We start from the raw sequence: 26,132 nt of genomic DNA, 5'->3' as shown, positions 1-26,132 counted from the left end.
AAAAAGGGCATGTGGCGAGGAGGCTTTGTGGCGAGGGAGCTTGCTCCCGCTTGAGTGCGCAGCGCTCACAAAGTTCTTGGGGCCGCTGCGCCCGAAGCGGGAGCAAGCTCCCTCGCCACAAAGGCTGATGTAATCCTGCGGCATACGACTGTTGATTTGGAGTGGTTATGGGTGATCGGCACGACTATGTGGCCCTGGAATGGGTCAAGGGCGAGATTGCCGAAACGCTGAAGCAGGCCCACCTGGCCCTCAACCGCCTGGTGGACGATCCGCAGGCAGTGGATGCCCTCGGCCAGTGCCTGGCCTGCATCCATCAGGTCCATGGCGGCCTGCAGATGGTCGAGTTCTATGGCGCGGCGTTGCTCGCCGAGGAAATGGAACAACTGTGCATCGCCCTGCAGGACAACCGTATCGCCCACCGCGACGAGGCCATCAGCCTGTTGCGCCAGGCGCTTGGCCAACTGCCGACTTACCTTGAGCGCGTCCACGGCGCCCGCCGCGACCTGCCGTTGGTGGTACTGCCGTTGATCAACGACTTGCGCAGTGCCCGGGGTGAAGGCCTGTTGTCCGAAACCCGCCTGTTCAGCCCGGAACTGCCAGACATCGCGCCGCTCGACGATGACGCCTTGAAGCGGCTCGAACCGGCCGACCTGCCGAATATCCTGCGCAAGTTGCGCCAGAGCCTGCAAGTCGCGCTGGCGGGATTGCTGCGTGAGCAGGACGACGTCACGCATCTCGGTTACCTGGCCAAGGTCTTCCACCGTCTCGAAGCCCTGTGCGCCGGAGCGCCGCTCAATGCGTTGTGGCAAGTCGCCTCGGCGCTGGTCGAAGGCATGCGCGACGGGCGTATCGCCAACAGTCCGGCGCTGCGCAGCCTGTTCAAGGACGCCGACAAGGAACTCAAGCGCTTGCTGGAGCAAGGCATATCCGGCATCAATCAGCCGGCCCCGCCACACCTGCTCAAGAGTCTGTTGTTCTATATTGCCAAGGCCGAACATCCCAGCGGGCAGATGCAGATCATGAAAGAACGCTACTCACTGGACGATGCGCTGCCCGACAGCGCCATGGTCGACGAAGAACGCGCGCGCCTGGCCGGGCCCGACCGCGATGCCATGCGCTCGGTCCTTGCCGCATTGTGCGAGGAGTTGGTGCGGGTCAAGGAGCGCCTGGACCTGTTCGTGCGCAGCGATCGCCAGCATGCCTCGGAACTGGACAGCCTGCTGGCGCCCTTGCGGCAAATCGCTGACACGTTGGCGGTGCTGGGGTTTGGCCAGCCGCGCAAAGTCATCATCGATCAGTTGGCCGTGGTGCTGAGCCTCGCCCAGGGCCAGCGCGAGCCTGACGATGCGACGCTGATGGACGTCGCCGGCGCCTTGCTCTACGTCGAGGCGACGCTGGCCGGCATGGTCGGCACCGTCGAACCTGAAAGTCGCGAAGACAACCACCTGCCGACGATCGACCTGACCCAGATCCACCAGATCGTCATCAAGGAAGCCCACACCTGCCTGCAACAGGCCAAGGACATGATCGTCGACTACATCGACGCCGACTGGAACAGCGAGCAGCTCACGGAAATGCCCGCGCTGCTGACCCAGGTGCGCGGTGCGCTGGCGATGATCCCGTTGAGCCGTGCCGCCAGGCTGGTGGAGGCGTGCAACGAATTCATCCGCGAGCACCTGCTGCTCGAACATGCCCAGCCAGGGTGGGAGGAGCTCGATCACCTGGCCGATGTGATCAGCGGCCTGGAATATTACCTGGAGCGTTTGGGCGAAGACCCGCTGAAGCCCGCCGAGAGCCTGTTGGACGGCGTCGAGCGCAGCCTGGGCGTCCTCGGTTATTTCCCTGACGAAGCTCGCGTCCCGTTGCTCGATGATGTACTGAGCCCCAACGAAGCCCAGGTCATGCAGGATTTGCAGGAACTGGACGATCCCCAGACCGTGCAGTCATTGGCCGAAGTCCTGGCCAACCCGGTCTCGGCGGTCAACCCGCCGGCGAGGAACATGCCGGGTAGCCTGCTGCCGCCCCCCGTGGATGAAAGCCCGGTGGACGATGAACTGCGCGAGGTGTTCCTCGAGGAGACCGACGAAGTACTGGATGTCTTGCATGAATACCTGCCGCGCTGGACGGCCGACCCCGACGACCACGGCGCCTTGACAGAACTGCGGCGGGCTTTCCATACCCTCAAGGGCAGCGGCCGGATGGTCCGGGCGCTGGTGTTGGGAGAATTGGCCTGGGCGGTGGAAAACCTGCTCAACCGCGTGCTGGAACGCAGTGTCGAGCCGGGCGCTTCGGTCCTGCAGCTGGTTGTTGAGACGGTGCAATTGCTGCCGGGGCTGGTCGCTGAGTTTGCGGCTCATCACCAGCGCCAGCGTGATGATGTCGACCGCCTGGCTGCTCGCGCCCACGGGCTCGCCAAGGGCGGCGATGTCGAAGAGGACGATGAACAGGACGTGGCGGCGCTTGACCCGCTGTTGCTGAAGATCTTCGACAACGAAGCCCAGGGGCACCTCGCTGCGCTCAATCGCTTCCTCGACCAGGCCGCCGAACACCTTCCGCTGCAGGCCAACGACGAACTGCAACGTGCCCTGCACACGCTCAAGGGCAGCGCTTCCATGGCTGGCGTGCTGCCCATTGCCGAGCTCGCCGGGGCGCTGGACGAACTGGCCCGGGAATACAAGGCGCACTTGATCGCCCTGGACCTGGATGAGGTGGAGCTGCTGCTCGAAGGCGAAGGGCTGTTACGACGAGGGCTGCGTCAACTGCACAGCGAGCCGCTGGCGCCGATCTCCGGTGCCGCCGACCTGATCCAGCGCGCCCAGGCACTGATGACCGAGCGCTTGCAAGCGGTCCTCGGCACACCGGACCAAGGCGCGCGGACCAAGCGTGATCCGCAGTTGATCAACAACTTCCTCGCCCAGGGCATGGACATCCTGCTGGATGCTGAAAACCTGCTGCAGCGCTGGCAACAGCATCCTGGCGAAGGCCAGGAGCTCAGCGCGTTGCTCGACGAGTTGACCACCCTGGGCGAAGGCGCGCACCTGGCCGACCTGCACCCGGTGGATGAACTTTGCGAAGCCTTGCTCGACCTTTACGGCGCGGTCGAAGAGAGCAGCCTGGCGGTCAGCGACGCATTCTTCCAGGAAGCGCAACGCGCCCATGAAGCGTTGATCGACATGCTCGACGAACTGGCGGCCGGGCAGGAAGTGCATTCGCAACCCGAGCGGGTGCAGGCTCTTCGCACGCTGCTCCAGGAAAGTCTCGACCCGGCCGCCACGGGGCTGATTCGCAGCGACGGCAGTCGCACCCTGAGCATTCGCGAGCTGGGCCAGGCGACGGCCGAAATGGAACACGGCGCGAGCGCCGATACGTCCGTGGACGATGACATCGCTTCAATCTTCCTCGAAGAAGCGCAGGACATTCTCGAGAGCGCCGCCCAGGCCTTGCAGCGCTGGCTGGCGGATCCGGACAACGGCGCGCCGCTGTCATCGCTGCAGCGGGATTTGCATACCCTCAAGGGCGGCGCGCGCATGGCCGATATCCGGCCGGTGAGTGATCTGGCCCAGGAACTGGAAAATCTCTATGAGGGGTTGGTGGACCGCCGCTACAGCTACAGCGAGGCGCTGGCGCAGTTGCTCAACAACAGTCACGAGCGTCTCGACCTGCTGCTGGGGCAGTTGCAGCAAGGACAACCGCTGGGTGACCCCGTTGCGCTGATCGATGCCCTGCACCGGTTCCGCCAGGACAAGCCGAATACCATCGAGCTGCCGCCGTCCCATCAAGGTGACGCCGCGGGCCATGACCCCGAACTCCTGGAAATATTCCTCGAAGAGGGCTTCGACATCCTCGACAGTTCCGGCGCGGCGTTGCTGCGCTGGCAGGAGGATCCGGCGAACCGCCAGGCCGTGGAAACCCTGTTGCGCGACCTGCATACCCTCAAGGGCGGCGCGCGAATGGTCGAAATCGCGCCCATCGGCGACCTCGCCCATGAGCTGGAAAACCTTTATGAAGGGTTGTCGACAGGACTGCTGCAGCCGAGCCCGGCGCTGTTTACGCTGGTGCAGGGAGGCCATGATCGCCTGGCGCAAATGCTCGACGCCGTTCGCGCCGGCCAGCCGTGTCCGCCCGGTGACCGGCTGATTGCGCGGATCCAGGCGGTCAACCATCCGCAGGTGAGCGAGGCGTCAGAAGACGCTGCCGCGCCGCCAATCGCCCCATCGCCAACGCTGCCTGCGCGAGCCGAACCCGCTACGCCGAGCGACGGCGCTGACATGGTCAAGGTGTCCGCCGAATTGCTCGACGACCTGGTGAACCTGGCCGGCGAGACCTCGATTTTCCGAGGGCGCATCGAACAGCAGGTCAACGACGCGCGCGTGGCGCTGGGCGAGATGGAAACCACCATCGAGCGCATGCGCGATCAGTTGCGGCGCCTGGACACCGAAACCCAGGGACGGATCCTCAGTCGTCAACAAGTGGATGCCGAGCGCCTGGGCTACGAAGAGTTCGATCCGCTGGAAATGGATCGCCATTCGCAACTGCAGCAATTGTCCCGGGCATTGTTCGAGTCGGCCTCGGATTTGCTCGACCTCAAGGAAACCCTCGACCGCAGCAATCACGACGCGGAAAACCTGCTGCAACAGCAAGGGCGCATCAACACCGAGCTGCAGGAAGGCCTGGTGCGTACGCGCATGGTGCCGTTCGAGCGTATGTTGCCGCGCCTCAAGCGCATCGTCCGGCAAGTCGCGCAGGAGCTGGGCAAGGACGTCGAGTTCGTGGTCGATAATGCCGAGGGCGAGATGGACCGCAACGTGCTTGAACGCATGGCCGCGCCTCTGGAACACATGCTGCGCAACGCCGTCGACCATGGCCTGGAGCCGGCTGACGTGCGCATCGCCGCCGGCAAGCCGGCCCGTGGGCGCATCAGTCTCGATTTGTCGCGAGAGGGCGGCGACATCATTTTCGACATCCGTGACGATGGCGCCGGGGTGCCGTTGGACGCGGTGCGGCGCAAGGCAATCAAACGGGGCCTGCTGGCGCCCGACAGCGACATCAGCGACCGTGACGTGCTGCAATTCATCCTCCAGCCGGGCTTTTCCACGGCGGAAAAGATCACCCAGATTTCCGGACGTGGTGTCGGCATGGACGTGGTCCACGAAGAGGTGCGGCAACTGGGTGGCACCATGTCCATCGACTCCACGCCTGGGCAGGGTGTGCATTTTCGCATCCGCCTGCCGTTCACCGTGGCGGTCAACCGCGCGCTGATGGTGCAGTGCCACGAAGACCAATACGCCATTCCGCTGAACACCATCGAGAGCATCGTCCGGGTGTTGCCCGCCGAACTGGATGGCTATTACCAGCTCGATCCGCCGACTTACACCTACGCCGGGCAGCGCTACGAGCTGTGTTACCTGGGTGAGCTGCTGAAAACCGGCGCCCGCCCGAAACTGCTGGGCCAGAGCCAACCCTTGCCGGTGTTGCTGGTGCAGTGCAACGAACGGCATGTCGCGGTTCAGGTCGACGCCACCACCGGCACCCGGGAGATCGTGGTCAAGAGCCTTGGCCCGCAATTTTCGGCGGTGCGGGGCCTGTCCGGGGCGACGATCCTGGGGGATGGGCGAGTGGTGCTGATTCTCGACCTGTTGGCACCGATCCGCGCCTTGCCCCACCAGGTACCGCGTCGCGAAGTGCCGACTGAAGGCGATGGCGAACCGCAACGGCCGCTGCTGGTGCTGGTGGTGGACGACTCCGTGACGGTGCGCAAGGTCACCAGCCGGCTGCTGGAGCGCCATGGCATGCACGTCCTCACCGCCAAGGATGGCGTGGACGCCATGGCCCTGTTGGCCGAACACTCGCCGGACCTGATGCTGCTCGACATCGAGATGCCGCGCATGGACGGCTTCGAAGTCGCCACGCAGGTGCGCAACGACCCGCGCCTGGCGCACCTGCCGATCATCATGATCACCTCCCGCACCGGCCAGAAACACCGCGACCGCGCCATGGCCATCGGCGTCAATGACTACCTGGGCAAGCCGTACCAGGAATCGGTGCTGCTCGACAGCATCGCCTACTGGAGCAAGACCCATGCATGACTTTCACCCTCGTACCAGCCACCTCACCGGGCTGTTGCTGCCATTGGCCGATCGTCATCTGATCTTGCCCAACGTGGCGGTGGCCGAGCTGATCGACTACCAGCGCAGCGCCTTCGATATGGACACGCCACCGTGGTTCCTGGGCTGGGTAAGCTGGCGCGAGCGACAAATCCCGTTGCTGAGCTTCGAGTCGGCCTGCGGCCAGAAAACCGTCATCGGCGAGCGCGCCCGCATCGTCGTGCTCAACGCCCTGGGCGGGCGCCCGGAACTGCGCTTCATCGCTTTGCTGGTCCAAGGTATTCCACGTTCCTGCAAGCTCGACAGCCAGTTGAGCTACGTCGACGTGCCGCTGTGCGGGCTGGAGCAGGCGGCGGTGCAGGTCGGGGAACATGTGGCGAAGGTGCCGGATTTGCTGGCGATGGAAGAGTTGGTGGTTGCTGCGGGGCTGATAAGAAAATAGGCCTGACACCGTAACTGTGGGAGCGGGCTTGCTCGCGAAAGCGGAGTGTCAGACACGTCAATGTTGACTGATATACCGCCTTCGCGAGCAAGCCCGCTCCCACAAGGTAATTATTCAACTTGATATATCGGGTTACCAAAAACCGCGACGAGGGAACGGGTCCCCCTGGGTAAAAACCTGCAAAGCCAGGCGACCTTTCGTGATTGTCTATTTATCGGGAACCCGCTCGACCTTGATGTCATCGATGTCCAGCTTACGGGACACACCAGACTCCCCGAAATCCGTACCGATCACGACATGGGCCCCGGTACCAGAGTAGGAAACCGCAATTAGATCACTCGGGAGCCACGTACCGGTTGGCGTGCTCGGATATATCCAAAAAGCGGAAAAGCCCAGCGATACGTTTGCAGTAACTATGACTCTGATCGTTTCTGCTTCCCCCGCCTCCGGTGGGTGAACGCGGTATCTGAAGGATGTGAGAAGAAAACCTTTGTCTTGCTTTGGTTCTGGAAAGGTAAACATCTTGGCGAGAGATGGCTGAAACGTTGATGGGGGTCTGTATTCCAGCTTGCCGGACCAGAAGGTATTCTTCTTGCCGCCTGGGTCTTGTTCCGACTTGAGCGTCCCATCCAGGGAGCCAATATCATTTTCCCAGCCGTTGCGTTTTCCATCTTCAAAGTCGTGCCCGTATTCGTTGTCGTTCATGGTGTTTCTCTCCAGTCAGCGCTTTTTTGACCTTGCCGAAGAAACCGGACATTAAAGATCGCGGCGCAGCCTATTCGGCGCTGTAACTGGCAGGTTGGCTACTGTCAGGACTGACAGTTTGAAGCCTCAATTCGACCAGCGGTTGTTTATAAAAGGCGTTGGTTTGAGGCTGCTTCGCTAATTCGCTGTAATCACATGGACTCCTGTGGTGCGAGCCTGCTCGTGATGGTGGCAGAACAGTCAGCATGCTTGACCCATCGTCATCGCGAGTAAGCTCGCTTCCACAAGAATTTGTACCCGCTCAGGAATTCGTTACTCCCACCGTAACGATCCGCCGTCGAGCTTGATTGATGCCCGCGCGACAACACTCCTAATGTGACCTCCACGACAGCGAACCCGTGGAGTGGTCATGACAACAACAATATCCCCCGACTCGCGATGGACGCGGCGGCGCAGCGAAAAGCAGCGGCGCCTGGCGTTGGTCAAGGGCCTTGCCGATGGCGTGGTGTTGCCCACCGATAAAATCGTTGCGGCGCTGGAGGCCTTGATCCTGCCCGGCGACCGCGTGGTGTTGGAGGGCAATAACCAGAAGCAGGCGGATTTCCTTTCCCGCTCCCTCGCCAAGGCCGATCCGTCAAAGCTGCACGATCTGCACATGATCATGCCGAGTGTCGGTCGTTCCGAGCACCTGGACCTGTTTGAACGCGGCATCGCCCGCAAGCTCGATTTCTCCTTCGCCGGTACCCAGAGCCTGCGCATCAGCCAGTTGCTGGAAGACGGCCTGCTGGAAATCGGTGCGATCCACACCTACATCGAACTCTACGCCCGGCTGGTGGTGGACCTGATTCCCAACGTCGTGCTCTCGGCCGGTTTCATGGCCGACCGCGCCGGCAATATCTACACCGGCCCGAGTACCGAGGACACGCCCGCGCTGATCGAGCCGGCGGCCTTCAGCGATGGCATCGTCATCGTCCAGGTCAACCAATTGGTGGACGACGTCAGCGAGCTGCCGCGTGTGGATATCCCGGCGTCCTGGGTGGATTTCGTGGTGGTGGCCGACAAGCCGTTCTACATCGAGCCGCTGTTCACCCGCGACCCGCGTCATATCAAGCCTGTACACGTGCTGATGGCGATGATGGCGATCCGCGGGATCTACGAAAAACACAACGTCCAGTCCCTCAACCACGGTATTGGTTTCAATACCGCCGCCATCGAGTTGATCCTGCCGACCTACGGCGAATCCCTCGGCCTGAAAGGCAAGATTTGCCGCAACTGGACGCTCAATCCGCATCCGACGCTGATTCCGGCCATCGAAAGCGGCTGGGTCGAAAGTGTGCATTGCTTCGGCACCGAATTGGGCATGGAAAACTACATCGCCGCCCGGCCCGACGTATTCTTCACCGGCCATGACGGCTCGCTGCGCTCCAACCGCATGGTCTGCCAACTGGCCGGGCAGTACGCGGTGGACCTGTTCATCGGCGCCACCCTGCAAGTGGACGGCGACGGTCATTCCTCCACCGTGACCCGGGGCCGCTTGGCCGGCTTCGGCGGGGCGCCGAACATGGGCCATGATCCGCGCGGTCGTCGTCACGGCACGCCGGCCTGGCTCGACATGCGTCACGGTGACGGTGAAGCGCCGTTGCTCGAACGCGGCAAGAAGCTGGTGGTGCAGATGGTCGAGACGTTCCAGGAGGGCGGCAAGCCGACCTTCGTCGACACCCTCGACGCGGTGGACGTGGCGAAGAAAGCCGGCATGCCGTTGGCGCCGATCATGATCTACGGCGACGACGTTACCCACCTGCTAACCGAGGAAGGCATCGCCTACCTGTACAAGGCCCGCTCTCTCGAAGAGCGCCAGGCAATGATCGCCGCCGTGGCCGGAGTGACGGCCATCGGCTTGCGCCATGATCCGAAAGACACCGCGCGCATGCGCCGCGAAGGGCTGATCGCCTTGCCCGAAGACCTCGGAATCCGCCGCACCGACGCCACCCGCGAATTGCTCGCGGCCAAGAGCGTGGCCGACCTGGTGGAGTGGTCCGGTGGCCTCTACAACCCGCCCGCCAAGTTCAGGAGCTGGTAAATGCGCGCCTTAAATCTGCAACCCAAGCCAATCTCCCTGGCTGAACGTCTGGCCGACCTCGCGGTGGACGCGTTGATCGACGAGGCCGACCTCTCGCCGAAACCGGCGCTGGTGGACCGTCGCGGCAGCGGTGCCCACACCGATTTGCACCTGGGCCTGATGCACGCTTCGGCGTTGTCATTGTGGCCGGCTTTCAAGGAAATGGCCGAGGCCGCCCTCGACTGCGGCGAGATCGGCCTGCCACTGCGCGAAGCCCTCGGCCGGATCGGCCGGGAAGGTGAAGCCGCGATGCTGGTGACCACGGGCGGCGTGAATACCCACCGTGGCGCAATCTGGGCCTTGGGCCTGCTCGTAGCGGCGGCGGCGCTGGAAGCTGAATCCAGTGTTGCCAGTGCCGTCACTTTACGTGCCGCACGCCTGGCCTTGCTCAATGACCGTTATGCACCGCAACCCCTCAGCCATGGCGCCCAGGTCGCCCAACGCTACGGCGTGCGCGGTGCCCGGGAGGAAGCGCAACTGGCATTCCCGGCGGTGACCGGCCTGGGCCTGCCGCAACTCAAGCGCAGTCGCGCGGCGGGTGCGGGCGAACAGAACGCCCGGCTCGATGCCTTGCTGGCAATCATGACCACCCTGGCCGACACCTGCGTGCTCTACCGCGCTGGCGAAGCCGGTTTGCAGGCCATGCAGCACGGCGCCAAAGCGGTGCTCGATGCCGGTGGCAGTGCCAGCCTCGGCGGTCGTCGCCAACTTCATGCGCTGGACCAACAACTGATTGCCTTGAACGCCTCGCCCGGCGGCGCTGCCGACTTGCTCGCCGCCTGCCTGTTTCTCGACCGTATCGAACGCGGCGATGGCCTCTTCCCAGGAGCTTGCTGATGGAAACCTTATCCTTTGAATTCCCCGCCGGGCAGCCGCCACGGGGCCGGGCGCTGGTGGGTTGCGTCGGTTCGGGCGACCTGGAAGTGCTGATCGAACCGGGGCTGGCGGGCAAATTGACCATTCACGTGCAGACGTCGGTCAACGGCAGCGAGCAACGCTGGCAGCATTTGTTCACCCGCATGTTCGACGGCCAGACGCTGCCGGCAATGAGCATCGACATCCATGATTTCGGCGCCACCCCCGGCGTGGTGCGTCTGCGCCTGGAGCAAGGTTTCGAGGAGATCGGCCATGACTGACAGCGCAGCGTTGCTCAACAAGCACAGCTTCGTCGAACTCGGCGCCCGGCAACGGGCCAGGGCCTTGCTCGACGAGGGAACGTTCCGTGAGCTGCTCGATCCGTTCCAGCGCGTCATGTCGCCGTGGCTGCTGCGCCAGGGCGTGGTGCCGCAGAGCGACGACGGCGTAGTGATCGCCAAGGGCAACCTCGACGGTCTGCCGGTTGTCGTGGCCGCCATCGAAGGCGCGTTCCAGGGCGGCAGCCTCGGTGAAGTCGGCGGGGCAAAAATCGCCGGTGCGCTGGAACTGGCGGCTGAAGACAATCGCAAAGGCATTCCGACCTGCGCCGTGTTGCTGCTGGAAACCGGCGGCGTCCGTTTGCAGGAAGCCAACCTCGGGCTCGCGGCGATTGCCGAGATTCACTCGGCAATCGTCGACCTGCGCCAGTACCAGCCAGTGGTGGGCGTGGTCGCCGGCAGCGTCGGCTGTTTTGGCGGCATGTCCATCGCAGCTGGGTTGTGCAGTTACTTGCTGGTGACCCAGGAAGCACGGCTGGGGCTGAACGGCCCGCAGGTGATCGAGCAGGAAGCCGGGATCGACGAATACGACTCCCGCGACCGGCCGTTCATCTGGAGCCTGACCGGCGGCGAACAGCGTTACGCCACTGGATTGGTGGACCGATACGCGGCCGACGATGTCGCGCAGATTCGCCGGCAAGTCAGTGAACTGTTGCACCAGGGTGTGCCCGCCGAACACCGCAGCGGCCAGGCCGAGTTGTTCCTCCAGCGCCTGGCTCGCTTGGACACCGACGTGCAAATCGAACCGGCAGCGGTTCGCCAGCTGTATCAGGGAGAACGTCCATGACTTCGTATTCATTGAGAGGCCTGCGCTGGTTCGAGGCCCTGAGCGGTGGCGCCGAGGCGTTGGCCGGCCTGCCGGCTTCGCTGAAAGTCGCCGATGTCCAACTGGGCGAACAAACCGCGCGCCTGCTCGCCGTGGTGGCCGATCCCGCCAACCGTTTTCCTCGAGCACGCAACGGCGAAGTCGGCTTGCTCGAAGGCTGGGGCCTGGCCAAGGCGGTGGACGATGCCATTGAAGCCGACCGCAATGCACCGCGTAAACGCGCATTGATTGCCATCGTCGACGTGCCCAGCCAGGCTTACGGCCGCCGCGAAGAAGCCCTCGGGATTCATCAGGCGCTGGCCGGCGCGGCGGACAGTTATGCCCGCGCCCGATTGGCCGGGCATCCGGTGATTGGCTTGCTGGTGGGCAAGGCGATGTCCGGTGCGTTCCTCGCCCACGGCTACCAGGCCAACCGGTTAATCGCCCTGCGCGACCCGGGCGTGATGGTTCATGCCATGGGCAAGGCCTCGGCGGCGCGAGTGACCCTGCGCAGTGTCGAAGAACTCGAAGCCCTGGCCGCCAGCGTGCCGCCGATGGCCTATGACATCGACAGCTACGCCAGCCTGGGGCTGCTTTGGGAAACCTTGTCGGTGGAACAGATCGAGCAGCCGACGGCGGCGGATCTGGGCCGGGTGATTGATTGCCTGCAACAAGCGATCAATGACCTGGCTGGTGCACCTCGGGATTTGACCAATCGCCTGGGCTCGACCCATCGCGCCGCTTCGAGCACCGTTCGCCAATTGCTGAGGGCGCAGTGGTGAGCACGTTCCTGGCCCATGACCTGCTCTGGGGGATGACTGCCTCGCAGTTGCCTGCGGATGCGCCGGGCTGGGCCGTCGAGTCGCTGGACCTCGGGCAACCGGTGGTGGTGCGCCGGGCGTTGTCCTCGCCTGGGCACGTCGCGGTGGGTATACGCGGTCGCTCCCGGGAGCAGCGCTACGCCACATCGATGTCTATAGCTGCGATCCAGCGCCGGGTGCGCCCGGAAGACCTTTGCCATGTCGAATCCCGTCGTGACCTGCCGGCATTGATAGCCCTGGCGCAGCTGCGACCCTTGCTCGACGCCGGTGGTTGGAGCTGGGGCGTGGGCGGCAGCGCCGGGTTCGAATTGGCCACGGGTGTCGAGGCATTGCATGAACGCAGCGACCTGGATTTGATCCTGCGCACGCCGCGGCGTCTGGGTCGTCTCCAGGCCAAGGAAGTGCTGGCGCTGCTGGATGCCTCGGTCTGCGCCGTGGACATGCAGTTGCAAACGCCTTGCGGTGCCGTGGCCCTGCGCGAGTGGGCGGGTTCGTCGCGTCGGGTCTTGCTCAAGGATGATGTCCAGGCGCGCCTGGTGAATGACCCTTGGCAATCGTCACTGGAGCAGGTCGCGTGAGCAGCCTCTTCGTCTTCCCCGGCCAGGGTGCGCAGCGCGTGGGCATGCTCCATGGCTTGGCGCCGCTGATCCTCGACGAGGCGGGGGATGTGCTGGGTGAAGACGTCTTGCGATTGGACAGTGCCGAGGCCTTGCAATCGACGCGCGCCGTGCAGCTGTGCCTGCTGATCGCTGGCGTGGCGGCGGCTCGTCGACTGCTGGAGCAGGCCCCCGCGCCGGATTACGTGGCGGGGCTGTCCATCGGCGCGTATCCGGCGGCGGTCGTGGCCGGTGCGCTGGACTTTGCGGATGCGCTGCGATTGGTCAGCCTGCGCGGCGAACTGATGCAGCAGGCCTACCCGCAAGGCTACGGCATGACGGCGATCATCGGCCTGGACCTCGCCGCCGTGGAAACCTTGCTGGCGCAGGTGCACAGTGAAACAACGCCGGTTTACCTGGCCAATATCAACGCCGACAACCAGGTGGTCATTGCCGGCAGCGACGAAGCCATGGGCCTCGTCGCCGAGAAGGCCCGGCGGCAAGGCGCTGGCAAGGCCTGCCGATTGGCGGTCAGCGTGCCGTCCCATTGCCCGTTGCTGGAGGCACCGGCGCGGACATTGTCCGAGGCATTCGCCAACGTATCGTTGAAGGCGCCGACCCTGGGCTATCTCAGCGGTAGCCGCGCCCGCCCGGTGATCAAGGCCGATGCGTTGCGCGACGATCTCGCGTTCAACATGTGCCGGGTCGTCGATTGGCGCGGCACGGTGCAGAGCGCCTACGAGCGTGGCGTGCGCCTGCAAATCGAATTGCCGCCCGGCGCAGTGCTGACCGGGCTGGCGCGCCGGGTGTTCGAGCAAGGCACCGTCATGGCGTTCGACGGCGCGCGGCTCGACACGCTGCAAGCGCTGCTGCATGAGGAGGGACTCCGCCAACCCTAGACACCGACTCAAGCTGGCGAAGCACAAAAACAACAACTTCGACGATGCATTTTGAGGACTACGACAATGATTATTTACGGTGTGGCGTTTCTGGCCTTTTGTACCCTGGCGGGTATTTTCATCGGTGAGCTGCTGGGCAAGCTGATTGGCGTGCCGGCCAACGTCGGCGGCGTCGGCATTGCGATGCTGCTGTTGATCGGCCTGGGCAGTTACCTGAGCAAGCGCGGCCTGTTCAAGGGCAAGTCCGAAGCCGGCGTGGAATTCTGGAGCGCCATCTATATCCCGATCGTGGTGGCGATGGCGGCACAGCAAAACGTTTATGGCGCGTTGAAGGGCGGGCCGATGGCGATCCTGGCCGGAACCCTGGCGGTAGTGATTGCCTTTGCGTTGGTGCCGGTGCTGGTGCGCATCGGCAACAAGGACCCTCAATCCAACGTGTCCGTGAAAACGGTAGGGTGACCGCCATGTACGAATCCATGATGAAAGTCATCACCGGCTACGGCCTGATCAGCGGTTTCGCCATTGTCGGCATCACGATGTGGGTGTCCTACTGGATCAGCAATACGTTCACCAAAGGTCGCTTGCACGGTTCGGCCATCGCCATCCTGCTGGGGCTGGTGCTCTCATACATCGGCGGGGCCATGACGGGCGGGCAGAAGGGCGTGGTGGACATTCCGTTGCTGTCCGGGATTGGTCTGCTGGGCGGTGCGATGCTGCGGGACTTCGCCATCGTCGCCACGGCGTTCGGCGTCAGTATAGAAGAACTCAAACGCGCCGGTTTCGTTGGCGTGCTGGCCTTGTTCGTCGGGGTCGGGACTTCATTTATTGCCGGTGTCGGCGTGGCGATGGCCTTCGGGTATACCGATTCGGTGAGCCTGACCACCATCGGTGCCGGGGCGGTGACCTATATCGTCGGGCCGGTGACCGGGGCAGCGATTGGCGCCAGCTCCGAGGTGATGGCGCTGTCCATTGCCGCCGGGCTGATCAAGGCGATCCTGGTGATGGTGGCGACGCCGTTCGTGGCGCCGTTCATCGGCCTCAACAACCCGCGTAGTGCGGTGATCTTCGGCGGGTTGATGGGCACTTCCAGCGGCGTGGCCGGTGGCTTGGCGGCGACCGATCCGAAGCTGGTGCCTTATGGTTGCCTGACGGCTGCGTTTTATACGGCGCTTGGGTGCTTGTTGGGGCCTTCGTTGTTGTTTTTGATCATGCGTGGGTTGATGGGGTAGGGCTTAGGCTCTTCGCTAACCGCGCTGGCACCTTCGCGAGCAGGCTCGCTCCCACATTGGATTGGGTTCACAAATCCCCTGTGGGAGCGGGCTTGCTCGCGAAGGGCGCGACTCGGTCTCAAGCCTGGCGATTGGCATACATCCGGCACTCCGCCAACAGCGCCAGCAGGTTCGGATCGCGCTCCTTGGCCTTCAGGAACACCACGCCGATGTGCTGCTGCAACCGGTACTTTTCCTGCAACGGGATCAGTTTCACCCGGTTTTCGTAGACCGCCGCGATCCTGCCCGGCAGCAGGGCATAACCCACCCCGGAACTGACCATGCTCAGCAGGGTGAAAATGTCATTCACCTGCATCGCCACCTTCGGCTCGAACCCCGCCTGCTTGAACACCCGATTGCCGTCCTGGTGCGTGGCGAAGCCCTGGGTCAGGGTGATGAAGGTTTCGTTGCGCACTTCGGCCAGGTCGACTTCGCTGCGCTGGGCGAAGGGTGAGTCGGCCGGCGTGGCAAGGAAGATGTCATCGGAAAACAGCTGGATCTGTTCGCAGTCCGGGTCGTTGACGCTGTCGTCCAGCGACACCAGGATTGCATCGACTTCCATGTTCTTGAGCTTGTACAGGAGGTCGATGTTGGAACCCATGATCAGGTCGATATTGAGTTCGCTGCGGCGGATCTTCAGGCCCATGATCAGCTGCGGCACGGTCTTGACCGTCAGCGAATACAGCGAGCCAAGCTTGAAGCGCTCGGCGGAAAAACCAGCCGCCTCGCGGGTCAGGCGCACGCTTTCGATCACGTCCTGGATCAGTTTCTGCGCTCGCTCTTCCAGCACATAGGCGCTTTCCAAGGGGGTGAGGTTGCGGCCCTCGTGCTTGAACAACGGGCAACGCAGGGCGCTCTCCAGCGAATGAATGGCCCGGTGCACGCTGACGTTACTGGTCTGCAACTCGGCCGCCGCCCGCGCGAGGTTACCGGTGCGCATGAAGGCCAGGAACACCTCGAGTTTCTTCAGGGTCAATTCTTCGTCGATCAGCATGGGGGGCGGACTCTTATTCGTATGGGCTGATTGTGCCCCATGTCTTCCTGGCGACGCGATTTATGTGGCTGGGAAGCTTTTGTGGCGAGGGAGCTTGCTCCCGCTGGGTGGCGAAGCCGCCCCAAGAATCTTGTGAGCGCTGCGCACTGGAGCGCCAGCCCGGTCAAGCGGGAGCAAGCTCCCTCACCACGGGTTTGTGTCTAGCACGGGTACAAACCATTGCACTTTGCCCCGCCAAGCCTGAGCCTTGGCGCCAGTTTCGGAATATGGAGTGGGATTGGATGTATCACGGGGAACGACTCAACGCCTGGACGCACCTGGTGGGGGCGGTCGCGGCGTTTATTGGCGCGGTGTGGTTGCTGGTGATTGCCGGGATGGCGGGCGATCCGTGGAAGATCGTCAGCGTGGCGATCTACGGGTTCACCTTGCTGGTGCTGTACAGCGCCTCGACGGTGTACCACAGCGTGCGTGGGCGCAAGAAAGCGATCATGCAAAAGGTCGATCATTTTTCGATCTATCTGCTGATCGCCGGCAGCTACACGCCGTTCTGCCTGGTGACGCTGCGCGGGCCGTGGGGCTGGACCTTGTTCGGGATCGTCTGGGGGCTGGCCGTGATCGGCATCCTCCAGGAAATCAAGCCACGCTCCGAAGCACGGATCCTGTCGATCGTCATTTATGCGGTGATGGGCTGGATCGTCCTGGTGGCGGTCAAGCCGTTGCTGGCGGCGCTGGGCAGCGCCGGGTTCGCCTGGCTGGCTTCGGGCGGCGTGCTTTACACGGTGGGCATCATTTTTTTCGCCCTCGACCAGCGCCTGCGCCATGCCCATGGCATCTGGCACCTGTTTGTCATCGCTGGCAGCCTGCTGCATTTCGTCGCGATCCTGTTCTACGTGCTTTGAGCACCTGCAAACAGACGATCCAGTTGTGCCTGGGCCTGGCTGGCGAAGATCTCCAGCAAGGCGCCCATCGTATGGGCCGGGGCCTCGTTGGCCCGGGTCACCGCGTAGAGGGAAATGGGCAGCGGCGGCGACAAGGGCCGGATGGCCGTGCAGGAGCGCGAAGCGCCTAAAGCCGTGAACGGGTCGATCACCGCCAGCCCGGCGCCGGACTCGACCATGGCCCGGGCCAGTGAATAGGTCTGTACGGAAATGCTGACGCGTGGCGGTGGTTCCACCGACTTGAGGTAGCCGTCCAGCCTGGCTGACAGCGGGTCGGTGCTGGACAGGCCGATCAACGGCGCGCCGGCCAGGGCCTGCAACGGCATGGGCGTGCCGATCGCCGCCTCGGGCCAATGGCCGCTGGGGGCCAGGGCAACCAACACCCCGCTGGCCAGGGGCTGGGCCTTGAGGCCGGGGTGATCGGGCGGTTGCAGGGTCAGGGCGACGTCGATTTCGCGCATCAGCAGGTTCTGCGTCAGTTCGCGGCTGTGGGCGCTGGATAACTCGCAGATGATGTCCGGGTAACGTTGGGTCCATTGATGAATCGCCGTCGGCAGCAATGACAGCGCCAAGGCCGGCGTGGCGCCGATCCGCAGGCTGTGCCCCGGCTCGCGGCGCAGGCTCTGGGCCAGGCGCCGCACGCCTTGCAGGCTTTCGCTGACCTTGTCTACTTCGCGCTCCAGCTCCAGCGCTTCGGGCGTGGCCTGCAACTTGCCGCGCACCCGCAGGAACAGCGCAAAGCCCAACTGCTGCTCGGCATGCTGCAACACCTTGGTCACCGCCGGCTGGGAGACATGCAACAACTGCGCGGCGCCGCTGATGGAGCCGGTCTGGCGGATGGCCTGGAAAATCTCGATATGACGAAGGCGCATGGCGAGTCCATAACCTTTGTTTATAGGAGACCCATCTTTATTCATTGTTCGAACGCTGTCATCCGATCCTAACCTTGGGCCATTCAAAACAGGTGCGAGACGGACATGGCTCAGCGGGTTTGCATCATCGGTGGCGGCGTGATCGGGCTGGCGACGGCTTATGCGCTGGTTCGCGAAGGCGTCGACGTCACGCTTGTCGAAGCTCGGGACGCGTTGGGCAGCGAAACCAGCTTCGCCAATGGCGGGCAGTTGTCCTATCGCTACGTCACGCCGCTGGCGGATGCCGGGGTGCCGTGGCAAGCCCTGGGCTGGATGTTGCGCGCGGATTCGCCGCTGAAGTTGCGCCCGCGCCTCGACCCGGGCCAATGGCGCTGGATGGCGGCATTCATCGGGGCGTGCCGGACCTCGGTCAACCGCCGCAACGGTGAGCACCTGTTGCGCCTGGCGTTGCTGAGCCAGGCGACATTGCAGACTTGGCGCGAAGAGGATCGCCTCGACGGCTTCGACTGGCGGCGCAACGGCAAGTTGGTGACGTTTCGAAATGCCGGCCATTTCGAGCACGCCCGCCGGCGCCTGTCTGACCTTGATCATCAACAAGTACTGGGCCCCGAGGAGTGCGCGAGCCTGGAGCCGGCACTGGCTGACGTGCCGTTCGTGGGCGGGATCTATACGCCGGACGAGGAGGCCGCCGATTGCCATGCGTTCTGCCTGCAATTGGCGGCGCGGCTCCGGGCTTCGGGGCGCTGCGAGTTTTTGCTAGGGCGTGCGGTGACCGCTCTCCATCATGCCAATGGCACGGTGCAGGCAATCGACCTGGGCAGACATCGCCTGGACGTAGACGCCTTGGTGATCGCCGCGGGTCATCGCAGCGCAGCGCTCGCATTACCCGGGCTGCGATTGCCGCTGTATCCCCTCAAGGGCTACAGCCTGACGGTACCGATCGAGGCGCGGCACCGGGCGCCGGAGCTGAGCATCACCGACTATGACCGCAAGGTGGTCTACGCTCGCATCGGTGAACAATTGAGGGTGGCGGCGATGGTCGACATTGTCGGTTTCGACCCGGCACCGGACCCCAGGCGCCTGGCCCTTATCCGGCGCCAGGCGATGGACACCTTGCCGCTGGCCGGGAATTACGAACGCGCTATCGAGTGGGCGGGCATGCGTCCGGCCACGCCCAGCGGCGTCCCCCTGATTGGTGCCACCGGCTACCGCAACCTGTGGCTCAACCTGGGCCATGGTGCCTTGGGCTTTACCCTGGCCTGCGGCAGCGGCCGCTTGCTCAGTGAGCTGATCCGCCAACGTACACCTTCCATCGATATGCGAGGCCTCACGCCCCCCGCCGCCTGACCCACCCGCAACGGAGAATAACAATGCAAAAAATCACGTTGATCGGCTGTACCCTGAGCCTGCTGCTGAGCGCTGCGGCATTCGCCAATGAAGCGCCGCCGGCCGGCACGCTGGGCAAGATCGCCAGCAGCAAGAGCATCACCCTGGGCTATCGCGACGCCTCGGTGCCGTTTTCCTACGTCGCGGACAACAGCGGCAAGCCGATGGGCTATTCGGTGGAGCTGGCAAGCAAGATTGTCGCGCGCATCCAGCAGCAACTGGCGTTGCCGCAACTGAACGTGAAGTACAACCTCGTCACGTCCCAGACACGCATCCCGCTGGTGCAGAACGGCACCGTGGACCTGGAGTGCGGTTCCACCGGCGTGACCGCCGAGCGGCAGAAGCAAGTGGCGTTTTCCTACGGTTTCATTTACGTGAAGGGTCAGTTGCTGACCGCCAAGGACAGCGGCATCCACAGCTTCGCCGACCTGCGTGGCAAGAACGTGGTGACCACCGCCGGCACGACCAATGAGCGGTTCCTGAAAAGCTACAACCAGGACAACAAGGTCGATATGTTCGTGATCAGCGCCAAGGACCACGGCGAAGCCTTCCAGATGCTGGAAACAGGGCGGGCGGTGGCGTTCTACATGGACGACGCGCTGCTCTACGGCGAACGAGCCAAGGCTCGCGACCCGCACAAATGGGTGGTGGTCGGGGAGGAACAGTCGCGGGAAATCTACAGTTGCATGGTACGCAAGGACGATCCGCAATTCCTCGCACTGGTCAACGCAACCCTGGCGGACCTGTACAAGTCAGGGGAAATCAACGCGATCTACGACCGCTGGTTCCAGCAGCCGATCCCGCCCAAGGGCCTGAACCTGGAGTTCCCGATGACCAGCGAGTTGAAAGCGATCATTGCCAAGCCGACGAGTGAGCCGGTGCAGTAGGTCGCACGGACATCCACGATCTACTGTGGGAGCGGGCTTGCTCGCGAAGGCGGTATGTCAGCAAACATCAACATTGACTGACACACCGCCTTCGCGAGCAAGCCCGCTCCCACAGGGGAGTTACATCAGACTTTCAGAAATCCCCCCACAACTGCTGCGCCACCGCCAACGCCACCACCGGCGCGGTTTCGGTACGCAGCACGCGGGGGCCGAGGCGGGCGGCGTGGTAGCCGGCGGTCTTGGCCTGCTCGACTTCGGCATCCGACAACCCGCCTTCGGGACCGATCAGGAACGCCAGGGTCGAAGGCTTGGCATGGCTGACCAGTGGATCGGCCACCGGGTGCAGCACCAGCTTCAATTCGGCCTCGGCCTGCTTCAACCAGTCGGCCAGCAACAGTGGCGGATGGATCACCGGCACGGTGGAGCGCCCACATTGCTCGCAGGCGCTGATCGCCACCTGGCGCCAATGCAGCAGGCGCTTGTCGGCGCGCTCGTCCTTGAGACGTACTTCGCAGCGCTCGGTGAAGATCGGCGTGATCTCGCTGACCCCCAGTTCAGTGGCCTTCTGGATCGCCCAGTCCATGCGTTCGCCCCGGGACAGACCCTGGCCGAGGTGGATGCGCAGGGGCGATTCAGGCTGTCCGGCAAACTGCTCGTCGAGTTGCACGCGCACGCGTTTCTTGCCGACCTCGGCCAAGGTGCCGCGGAATTCCTGGCCGGAGCCGTCGAATACCTGCACCGCATCGCCCTCGGCCATACGCAGCACCCGACCGATGTAGTGGGCCTGGGCTTCGGGCAATTCGTGATCGCCGAGGCTCAGGGGGGTGTCGATGAAGAAGCGGGACAGTCTCATTTCGAATCTCTAAATAGTTAAACCTGTGGCGAGGGGATTTATCCCCTCGCCACAACAGTGTTCCAACCGTTCATCGCAGCGTCAGCCCGGATCGCGATAGCCCGGATGGAAGTCCTTCGGCACTGCCACGCTGACCTTGTCCCGGGTGGCGATGTCGATGCCTTCACTGGCCACTTCAGCCAGGAAATCAATCTGCTCCGGCGTGATGACATACGGCGGCAGGAAATACACCACGCTGCCCAGCGGCCGCAGCAACGCGCCGCGCTCCAGGGCATGCTGGAACACCGCCAGGCCACGGCGCTCCTGCCACGGATAAGCGGTTTTGCTGGCCTTGTCCTTGACCATCTCGATGGCCAGCACCATGCCGGTCTGGCGCACCTCCGCAACGTTCGGGTGATCGGCCAGGTGCGCGGTGGCGCTCGCCATGCGTTGGGCCAGCGCCTTGTTGGTTTCGATGACGTTGTCTTCTTCGAAAATATCCAACGTCGCCAGGGCAGCGGCGCAGGCCAGCGGGTTGCCGGTGTAGCTGTGGGAATGGAGGAAGGCGCGCAGGGTCGGGTAGTCATCGTAGAACGCGCTGTATACCTCATCGGTGGTCATGCACGCCGCCAGCGGCAGATAGCCACCGGTCAACGCCTTGGACAGGCAAAGGAAATCCGGTGTGATACCGGCCTGTTCACAGGCAAACATCGTCCCGGTGCGGCCGAAGCCGACGGCGATTTCGTCGTGGATCAGGTGCACGCCATAGCGATCGCAGGCCTCGCGCAGCAGCTTCAGGTACACCGGGTGATACATGCGCATGCCGCCGGCGCCCTGGATCAGCGGCTCGACAATCACGGCGGCGACGCTGTCGTGGTGTTCGGCGAGGGTCTGCTCCATGGCCTGGAACATGTTGCGTGAATGCTCTTCCCAGCCCATGCCCTCGGGGCGGTGATAACAGTCGGGGCTCGGCACTTTGATCGTGTCCAGCAGCAGCGCCTTGTAGGTCTCGGTGAACAACGGCACGTCGCCCACTGACATCGCGGCGATGGTTTCACCGTGGTAGCTGTTGCTCAGGGTGACGAAGCGTTTCTTGGCGGGCTGGTCGCGATTGATCCAGTAGTGAAAGCTCATCTTCATCGCCACTTCGATGCACGACGAGCCGTTATCGGCGTAGAAGCACCGGGTCAGGCCTTCGGGCGTCATCTTCACCAGGCGCTCGGACAGCTCGATCACCGGCTGGTGGCTGAAGCCGGCGAGGATCACATGCTCCAACTGATCGACCTGATCCTTGATGCGTTGGTTGATGCGCGGGTTGGCGTGGCCGAATACGTTGACCCACCACGAACTCACCGCGTCGAGGTAGCGCTTGCCTTCGAAGTCTTCCAGCCACACGCCTTCGCCGCGCTTGATAGGGATCAGCGGCAGCTGTTCGTGATCTTTCATCTGGGTGCAGGGGTGCCACAGTACCGCGAGATCGCGTTGCATCCACTGGTTATTCAGGCCCATGTACAGTCTCCTCGAGGCGGCTCGCGGCGGGCGCGGGCAAAACAATCGCGCAAGCCTATGCAATGGCGGCCCGGCGGACAACCCATTGTGTCGTTGTCGCTACTTTGAGCCAGGCGATAGACGTCGCTGGCGGCCTTTTGATGGCTGACGTATTCTTCGCGGTTCCTGAGCCGACTGGCTCGAAAGACCGAGAGCCGACTGGCTCGAAAAAATCGAAAATTCTTACGCTTTATTCCGGAGTTCGCTGAATGTCTGCTGGTTGGCTGCGCGCCTGTGCGCTGGTGATGATAGGGCTGTTCAGCGTTTCGGCGCTGGCCAAGGACAAGCAACCGACGGCCATCGTCATCGGCGGTGGGCTGGCCGGACTGACGGCGGCCTATGAGCTGCAGAACAAGGGCTGGGCCGTGACCCTGCTGGAAGCCAAGCCGAGCCTGGGCGGCCGTTCGGGCATGGCCACCAGTGAGTGGATCGGCAACGAAAAGACTCAGCCAGTGCTGAATAAATACGTTTCGACGTTCAAGCTGAGCACCACCCCGGCCCCGGAATTCGTGCGTACCCCGAGTTACCTGATCGACGGTACTTATTTCACCGCCGCCGACCTGGCGACCAAGCAGCCCGCCACCGCCGAAGCGCTCAAGCGCTACGAGACCACCCTGGATGAGTTGGCGCGCTCCATCGACGATCCGCTGAACCCGGCGGCCACCAGCACGTTGCATGCGCTCGACCAGATCACCGTGTCCAACTGGCTCGACCGCCTGCAACTGCCCGCCACCGCGCGGCAATTGGTCAACCAGGAAATTCGTACGCGCTATGACGAACCGTCGCGCCTCTCTCTGCTGTATTTCGCCCAGCAGAACCGCGTCTATCGCGGCGTGTCCGACCGTGACCTGCGCGCCTCGCGCCTGCTCGGTGGCAGCCCGGTGTTGGCCCAGGCATTCGTCAAGCAGCTGAAAACCATCAAGACCGGATCCCCGGTCTCGGCCATTTCCCAGGACAAGGACGGCGTCACCGTCAAGGTTGGCAGCGTCGGCTACCAGGCTGACTACGTCGTACTCGCGGTGCCGCTGCGGGCGTTGAACAAGATCCAATTGACCCCGGCCCTGGACGCCCAGCACCAAGGCGCGATCAAAGGCACCAACTACGGCTGGCGCGACCAGATCATGCTCAAGTTCAAGACCCCGGTCTGGGACAGCAAGGCGCGCATGTCGGGCGAGATCTATAGCAACACCGGCCTGGGCATGATGTGGATCGAGCCGGCCATGAAGGGCGGGGCCAACGTAGTCATCAACCTGTCCGGCGACAACGCCCGGGTGATGCAGGCCTTCGGCGACAAGCAGATGGTCGACCAGGTGCTGATCCGCCTGCACGCGTTTTATCCGCAGGCCCGTGGTGCGTTCACCGGTTATGAAATTCGTCGCTACAGCACCGACCCGTCCATGGGCGGCGCGTACCTGGCGTTTGGTCCGGGCCAGATCAGCAAATACTGGCGCCTGTGGGAAAAGCCCTTGCAGCGCGTAGCCTTTGCCGGTGAACACACCGACGCCATGTACCCAGGCACGCTGGAAGGCGCGCTGCGCAGCGGTCAACGTGCCGCCAGCCAGGTTGAAGACCTGGCTGCAGGCAAATCCTTCGAACCACCGAAGGTCGCCCCGGCCGCGGCGGCTGCCGCTGGCGCGGTGGCGGCGAAGAAGGGCAACTTCTTCAGCAACCTGTTCGGTGGCTCGGATGACGACAAGAAGCCGGAGCCGGTCAAGGCCCCCGAGCCGGTAGCCCCGCCTCCTGCGCCTGCACCTGCTCCAGCGCCGGCCCCGGTAGAACCACCCGCGCCGGCCCCGGCGAAAGTCGAGCCGGCCAAGAAAGCGGCGGCCAAGCCAGCAGCGAAAAAACCGGCCGCCAAGGCACCGGCAAAAAAAGCCCCGGCCAAGGCTCCGGCGAAAAAGGCCGAGCCGGTGAAGAAGCCGGTGGCCAAACCGGCGACGGCTACTGAGACCAAGGCTCAATAACGTTCAGGTGTAAAAAAAACGCGGCCATGGGCCGCGTTTTTTTATGCAGGTTCATTCAAGAGAAACGATGGCCCCGTGGCGAGGGAGCAAGCTCCCTCGCCACGGGTTTACCGAAGCCCTCAAAATGAACAGCATTCGCGATGAGCCCCTTCCACCCTGCGGGATCCATGCCCGCTTCCCCTCGCCACCACGCAACGCATCCGCTTTAATCTTTCCTTAACGCACCCCTCCCAGACTGATGATCGTATTTCTCGATATTTCAAAGCGAAAATTTCCGCTTTAAATCGATAGATAACTCGCTAGTCTTGGCCGAAGTTTTTACAGGATATGAGCAATGCAGCTACGCAACTCTTCTTCTCGCTATGGCTGGGTCAGCATCGTTTCGCATTGGGCCGTTGCCCTGGCGGTGTACGGGTTGTTTGCGCTGGGCCTGTGGATGGTCGGGCTGGATTACTACAGTTCCTGGCGCAAAGACGCGCCGGAGCTGCACAAGAGCATCGGCCTGGTGCTGTTGGCGGTGATGGTGCTGCGAGTGCTCTGGCGTTTTGTCAGCCCACCGCCACCGACCCTGGAAACCTATGGTCGTCTCACCCGCGTAGGCGCCAAGGTTGGCCATAGCGCACTGTATCTCGGGCTGTTTGCCGTGATGATCGCCGGCTACCTGATTTCCACCGCAGACGGTGTCGGGATCTCGGTGTTTGGTCTGTTTGAAGTGCCCGCGCTGGTGTCCGGACTGCCCGACCAGGCAGACGTCGCCGGCCAGATCCACCTGTACCTCGCATGGGCGCTGGTAATTTTTTCCGGCCTCCATGCGTTGGCAGCATTGAAACACCACTTTATCGACCGTGACGCGACCCTCAAGCGCATGCTGGGGCGCCAAGCCTGATGTTCAACCTCGACTCCAAAGGAATAGAAAGCATGTTGAAAAAGACGCTCGCCGCCCTGGCAATCGGTTCTGCCCTGCTGTCCGCCGGCCAGGCCATGGCTGCCGACTATGTGGTCGACAAGGAAGGCCAGCACGCCTTCGTTGATTTCAAGATCAGCCACCTGGGCTATAGCTACATCACCGGTACCTTCAAGGATATCGACGGCAAGTTCAGCTTCGACGCCGCCAAGCCTGAAGCCAGCAAGATCGAGTTCAACGTTCGTACCGCCAGTGTTTTCACTAACCACGCCGAGCGCGACAAACACATTGCCAGCAAAGACTTCCTGGAAGTGGCCAAATACGCTGACGCCAAATTCGTATCCACCGGCGTCAAGCCCACTGGAAAAAACGCCGACGGCAAGGACACTGCCGACGTGACGGGTGATCTGACCTTGCACGGCGTCACCAAGCCAATCGTGGTGAAAGCGACATTCCTGGGTGAGGGCAAGGATCCATGGGGCGGCTACCGTGCTGGCTTTGAGGGCACCACCACCATCAAGCGTTCCGACTTCGGAAAAATGATGGACCTGGGTCCGCAATCCGACGCCGTTGAGCTGTACATCTCGTTTGAAGGTGTCAAAGCGAAGTAACGTTCGCGCCTGACGAAAAAACGCCCCTGGTCTTGCGGTCAGGGGCGTTTTTTATTGCACCGGGTTCCGGGTGATACAAAGGACCCTGTGGGGGCGAGCTTGCTCGCGATAGCGGTGCATCAGCCAACATTAATGTGACAGGACTGCCGCCATCGCGAGCAAGCTCGCTCCCACATTTGGAATTGTGTTGGGCCAAAAAAAATGCCCCGGGTCGCGAGACCCGGGGCATTTTTCATGGCTTGGG

At 63.1% G+C, this 26,132-nt stretch carries 22 protein-coding genes; 17 read left to right on the top strand and 5 right to left on the bottom strand.

The genetic code is table 11. From position 1 onward, the window contains the following. The first annotated feature begins 167 nt into the window (after positions 1-167). The gene (locus KSS97_RS27250) at positions 168-6,086 is read left to right on the top strand and encodes an Hpt domain-containing protein (protein WP_217860553.1); all 5,919 of its coding nucleotides are present in this window, start codon (positions 168-170) and stop codon (positions 6,084-6,086) included. Then, a complete protein-coding gene (locus KSS97_RS27245; RefSeq protein ID WP_198796873.1) occupies positions 6,079-6,546 on the top strand; it encodes a chemotaxis protein CheW in 468 nt (155 codons plus the stop codon). The genes KSS97_RS27250 and KSS97_RS27245 overlap by 8 nt, the downstream gene beginning before the upstream one ends. 207 nt (positions 6,547-6,753) lie before the next feature. Here KSS97_RS27245 and KSS97_RS27240 read toward each other — a convergent pair whose 3' ends face one another. Further along, on the bottom strand, positions 6,754-7,251 hold the full coding sequence (locus tag KSS97_RS27240; RefSeq protein ID WP_198796872.1) for a hypothetical protein: 498 nt from the start codon (positions 7,249-7,251) through the stop codon (positions 6,754-6,756). A gap of 409 nt (positions 7,252-7,660) precedes the next feature. Between KSS97_RS27240 and mdcA the strand changes: the two genes are divergently transcribed. The 9 genes from mdcA to madM all read left to right on the top strand — a co-directional run bounded on the left by mdcA (position 7,661) and on the right by madM (position 14,913). After that, positions 7,661-9,331, top strand: a complete 1,671-nt coding sequence (mdcA, locus tag KSS97_RS27235; RefSeq protein WP_198796871.1) for a malonate decarboxylase subunit alpha — start codon at positions 7,661-7,663, stop codon at positions 9,329-9,331. Then, positions 9,332-10,207, top strand: a complete 876-nt coding sequence (locus KSS97_RS27230) for a triphosphoribosyl-dephospho-CoA synthase (protein ID WP_030137892.1) — start codon at positions 9,332-9,334, stop codon at positions 10,205-10,207. Continuing rightward, positions 10,207-10,506 (top strand): malonate decarboxylase subunit delta, encoded by a 300-nt coding sequence (locus KSS97_RS27225; protein WP_217860552.1) that lies wholly within the window; start codon positions 10,207-10,209, stop codon positions 10,504-10,506. Before KSS97_RS27230 ends, KSS97_RS27225 begins: the two co-directional genes overlap by 1 nt. Then, positions 10,499-11,350 (top strand): biotin-independent malonate decarboxylase subunit beta, encoded by an 852-nt coding sequence (locus tag KSS97_RS27220; protein ID WP_217860551.1) that lies wholly within the window; start codon positions 10,499-10,501, stop codon positions 11,348-11,350. Before KSS97_RS27225 ends, KSS97_RS27220 begins: the two co-directional genes overlap by 8 nt. Then, complete coding sequence (gene mdcE, locus KSS97_RS27215; protein ID WP_217860550.1) at positions 11,347-12,150, top strand: biotin-independent malonate decarboxylase subunit gamma; 804 nt, start codon at positions 11,347-11,349, stop codon at positions 12,148-12,150. Before KSS97_RS27220 ends, mdcE begins: the two co-directional genes overlap by 4 nt. Continuing rightward, positions 12,147-12,767, top strand: a complete 621-nt coding sequence (locus KSS97_RS27210; protein ID WP_217860549.1) for a malonate decarboxylase holo-ACP synthase — start codon at positions 12,147-12,149, stop codon at positions 12,765-12,767. Before mdcE ends, KSS97_RS27210 begins: the two co-directional genes overlap by 4 nt. After that, positions 12,764-13,684, top strand: coding sequence for a malonate decarboxylase subunit epsilon (mdcH, locus tag KSS97_RS27205; RefSeq protein ID WP_217860548.1), 921 nt, complete (start codon positions 12,764-12,766; stop codon positions 13,682-13,684). The genes KSS97_RS27210 and mdcH overlap by 4 nt, the downstream gene beginning before the upstream one ends. A 66-nt stretch (positions 13,685-13,750) precedes the next feature. After that, a complete protein-coding gene (madL, locus tag KSS97_RS27200) occupies positions 13,751-14,143 on the top strand; it encodes a malonate transporter subunit MadL (protein ID WP_030137886.1) in 393 nt (130 codons plus the stop codon). Between the two features lie 5 nt (positions 14,144-14,148). After that, positions 14,149-14,913, top strand: a complete 765-nt coding sequence (gene madM, locus KSS97_RS27195) for a malonate transporter subunit MadM (protein ID WP_030137885.1) — start codon at positions 14,149-14,151, stop codon at positions 14,911-14,913. A gap of 118 nt (positions 14,914-15,031) precedes the next feature. On the opposite strand, the gene KSS97_RS27190 is transcribed toward madM, so the two are convergent. After that, positions 15,032-15,946, bottom strand: coding sequence for a LysR family transcriptional regulator (locus KSS97_RS27190; RefSeq protein WP_217860547.1), 915 nt, complete (start codon positions 15,944-15,946; stop codon positions 15,032-15,034). Positions 15,947-16,227: 281 nt separating this feature from the next. Here KSS97_RS27190 and trhA point away from each other — a divergent pair, with 281 nt between their 5' ends. Beyond that, positions 16,228-16,845, top strand: a complete 618-nt coding sequence (gene trhA, locus KSS97_RS27185) for a PAQR family membrane homeostasis protein TrhA (RefSeq protein ID WP_030137883.1) — start codon at positions 16,228-16,230, stop codon at positions 16,843-16,845. Here the strand turns inward: trhA and KSS97_RS27180 are convergent. Beyond that, complete coding sequence (locus KSS97_RS27180; protein ID WP_217860546.1) at positions 16,833-17,756, bottom strand: LysR family transcriptional regulator; 924 nt, start codon at positions 17,754-17,756, stop codon at positions 16,833-16,835. The genes trhA and KSS97_RS27180 overlap by 13 nt on opposite strands. A gap of 105 nt (positions 17,757-17,861) precedes the next feature. Between KSS97_RS27180 and KSS97_RS27175 the strand changes: the two genes are divergently transcribed. Both KSS97_RS27175 and KSS97_RS27170 read left to right on the top strand, forming a co-directional pair. Continuing rightward, positions 17,862-19,103 carry a D-amino acid dehydrogenase gene (locus KSS97_RS27175; protein WP_217860545.1) on the top strand — a complete coding sequence of 414 codons (1,242 nt, stop codon included), beginning with the start codon at positions 17,862-17,864 and terminating at the stop codon, positions 19,101-19,103. Positions 19,104-19,126: 23 nt separating this feature from the next. Then, positions 19,127-20,029, top strand: coding sequence for a transporter substrate-binding domain-containing protein (locus tag KSS97_RS27170; RefSeq protein ID WP_217860544.1), 903 nt, complete (start codon positions 19,127-19,129; stop codon positions 20,027-20,029). A gap of 133 nt (positions 20,030-20,162) precedes the next feature. On the opposite strand, the gene KSS97_RS27165 is transcribed toward KSS97_RS27170, so the two are convergent. Both KSS97_RS27165 and KSS97_RS27160 read right to left on the bottom strand, forming a co-directional pair. After that, positions 20,163-20,882 (bottom strand): 16S rRNA (uracil(1498)-N(3))-methyltransferase, encoded by a 720-nt coding sequence (locus KSS97_RS27165; protein ID WP_030137879.1) that lies wholly within the window; start codon positions 20,880-20,882, stop codon positions 20,163-20,165. Between the two features lie 81 nt (positions 20,883-20,963). Further along, on the bottom strand, positions 20,964-22,370 hold the full coding sequence (locus KSS97_RS27160) for an adenosylmethionine--8-amino-7-oxononanoate transaminase (protein WP_217860543.1): 1,407 nt from the start codon (positions 22,368-22,370) through the stop codon (positions 20,964-20,966). A 248-nt stretch (positions 22,371-22,618) separates the two neighbouring features. On the opposite strand from KSS97_RS27160, the gene KSS97_RS27155 reads away from it, so the two are divergent. From KSS97_RS27155 to KSS97_RS27145, 3 genes are all read left to right on the top strand, one after another. Further along, positions 22,619-24,373: a flavin monoamine oxidase family protein gene (locus KSS97_RS27155; protein ID WP_030137877.1), complete on the top strand. Its 1,755-nt coding sequence runs from the start codon at positions 22,619-22,621 to the stop codon at positions 24,371-24,373. Between the two features lie 334 nt (positions 24,374-24,707). Then, on the top strand, positions 24,708-25,259 hold the full coding sequence (locus KSS97_RS27150; protein ID WP_030137876.1) for a cytochrome b: 552 nt from the start codon (positions 24,708-24,710) through the stop codon (positions 25,257-25,259). A gap of 32 nt (positions 25,260-25,291) precedes the next feature. After that, entirely contained in the window at positions 25,292-25,888 is a 597-nt protein-coding gene (locus tag KSS97_RS27145) for a YceI family protein (protein WP_030137875.1), read from the top strand. Positions 25,889-26,132 lie beyond the last annotated feature (244 nt).

This window comes from Pseudomonas alvandae (assembly GCF_019141525.1).
GTDB classification, from domain to species: domain Bacteria; phylum Pseudomonadota; class Gammaproteobacteria; order Pseudomonadales; family Pseudomonadaceae; genus Aquipseudomonas; species Aquipseudomonas alvandae.
The sequence above is the reverse complement of the archived record's forward strand: the minus strand, read 5'-3'. Positions and strand labels throughout refer to the sequence as shown.

Bases quoted from the DNA above. Each gene is read 5' to 3' on its own strand.
- KSS97_RS27250 (WP_217860553.1), top strand. From the start codon at position 168: ATGGGTGATCGGCACGACTATGTGGCCCTGGAATGGGTCAAGGGCGAG.
- KSS97_RS27245 (WP_198796873.1), top strand. From the start codon at position 6,079: ATGCATGACTTTCACCCTCGTACCAGCCACCTCACCGGGCTGTTGCTG.
- KSS97_RS27240 (WP_198796872.1), bottom strand. From the start codon at position 7,251: ATGAACGACAACGAATACGGGCACGACTTTGAAGATGGAAAACGCAAC.
- mdcA (WP_198796871.1), top strand. From the start codon at position 7,661: ATGACAACAACAATATCCCCCGACTCGCGATGGACGCGGCGGCGCAGC.
- KSS97_RS27230 (WP_030137892.1), top strand. From the start codon at position 9,332: ATGCGCGCCTTAAATCTGCAACCCAAGCCAATCTCCCTGGCTGAACGT.
- KSS97_RS27225 (WP_217860552.1), top strand. From the start codon at position 10,207: ATGGAAACCTTATCCTTTGAATTCCCCGCCGGGCAGCCGCCACGGGGC.
- KSS97_RS27220 (WP_217860551.1), top strand. From the start codon at position 10,499: ATGACTGACAGCGCAGCGTTGCTCAACAAGCACAGCTTCGTCGAACTC.
- mdcE (WP_217860550.1), top strand. From the start codon at position 11,347: ATGACTTCGTATTCATTGAGAGGCCTGCGCTGGTTCGAGGCCCTGAGC.
- madL (WP_030137886.1), top strand. From the start codon at position 13,751: ATGATTATTTACGGTGTGGCGTTTCTGGCCTTTTGTACCCTGGCGGGT.
- madM (WP_030137885.1), top strand. From the start codon at position 14,149: ATGTACGAATCCATGATGAAAGTCATCACCGGCTACGGCCTGATCAGC.
- KSS97_RS27190 (WP_217860547.1), bottom strand. From the start codon at position 15,946: ATGCTGATCGACGAAGAATTGACCCTGAAGAAACTCGAGGTGTTCCTG.
- trhA (WP_030137883.1), top strand. From the start codon at position 16,228: ATGTATCACGGGGAACGACTCAACGCCTGGACGCACCTGGTGGGGGCG.
- KSS97_RS27180 (WP_217860546.1), bottom strand. From the start codon at position 17,756: ATGCGCCTTCGTCATATCGAGATTTTCCAGGCCATCCGCCAGACCGGC.
- KSS97_RS27175 (WP_217860545.1), top strand. From the start codon at position 17,862: ATGGCTCAGCGGGTTTGCATCATCGGTGGCGGCGTGATCGGGCTGGCG.
- KSS97_RS27170 (WP_217860544.1), top strand. From the start codon at position 19,127: ATGCAAAAAATCACGTTGATCGGCTGTACCCTGAGCCTGCTGCTGAGC.
- KSS97_RS27165 (WP_030137879.1), bottom strand. From the start codon at position 20,882: ATGAGACTGTCCCGCTTCTTCATCGACACCCCCCTGAGCCTCGGCGAT.
- KSS97_RS27160 (WP_217860543.1), bottom strand. From the start codon at position 22,370: ATGGGCCTGAATAACCAGTGGATGCAACGCGATCTCGCGGTACTGTGG.
- KSS97_RS27155 (WP_030137877.1), top strand. From the start codon at position 22,619: ATGTCTGCTGGTTGGCTGCGCGCCTGTGCGCTGGTGATGATAGGGCTG.
- KSS97_RS27150 (WP_030137876.1), top strand. From the start codon at position 24,708: ATGCAGCTACGCAACTCTTCTTCTCGCTATGGCTGGGTCAGCATCGTT.
- KSS97_RS27145 (WP_030137875.1), top strand. From the start codon at position 25,292: ATGTTGAAAAAGACGCTCGCCGCCCTGGCAATCGGTTCTGCCCTGCTG.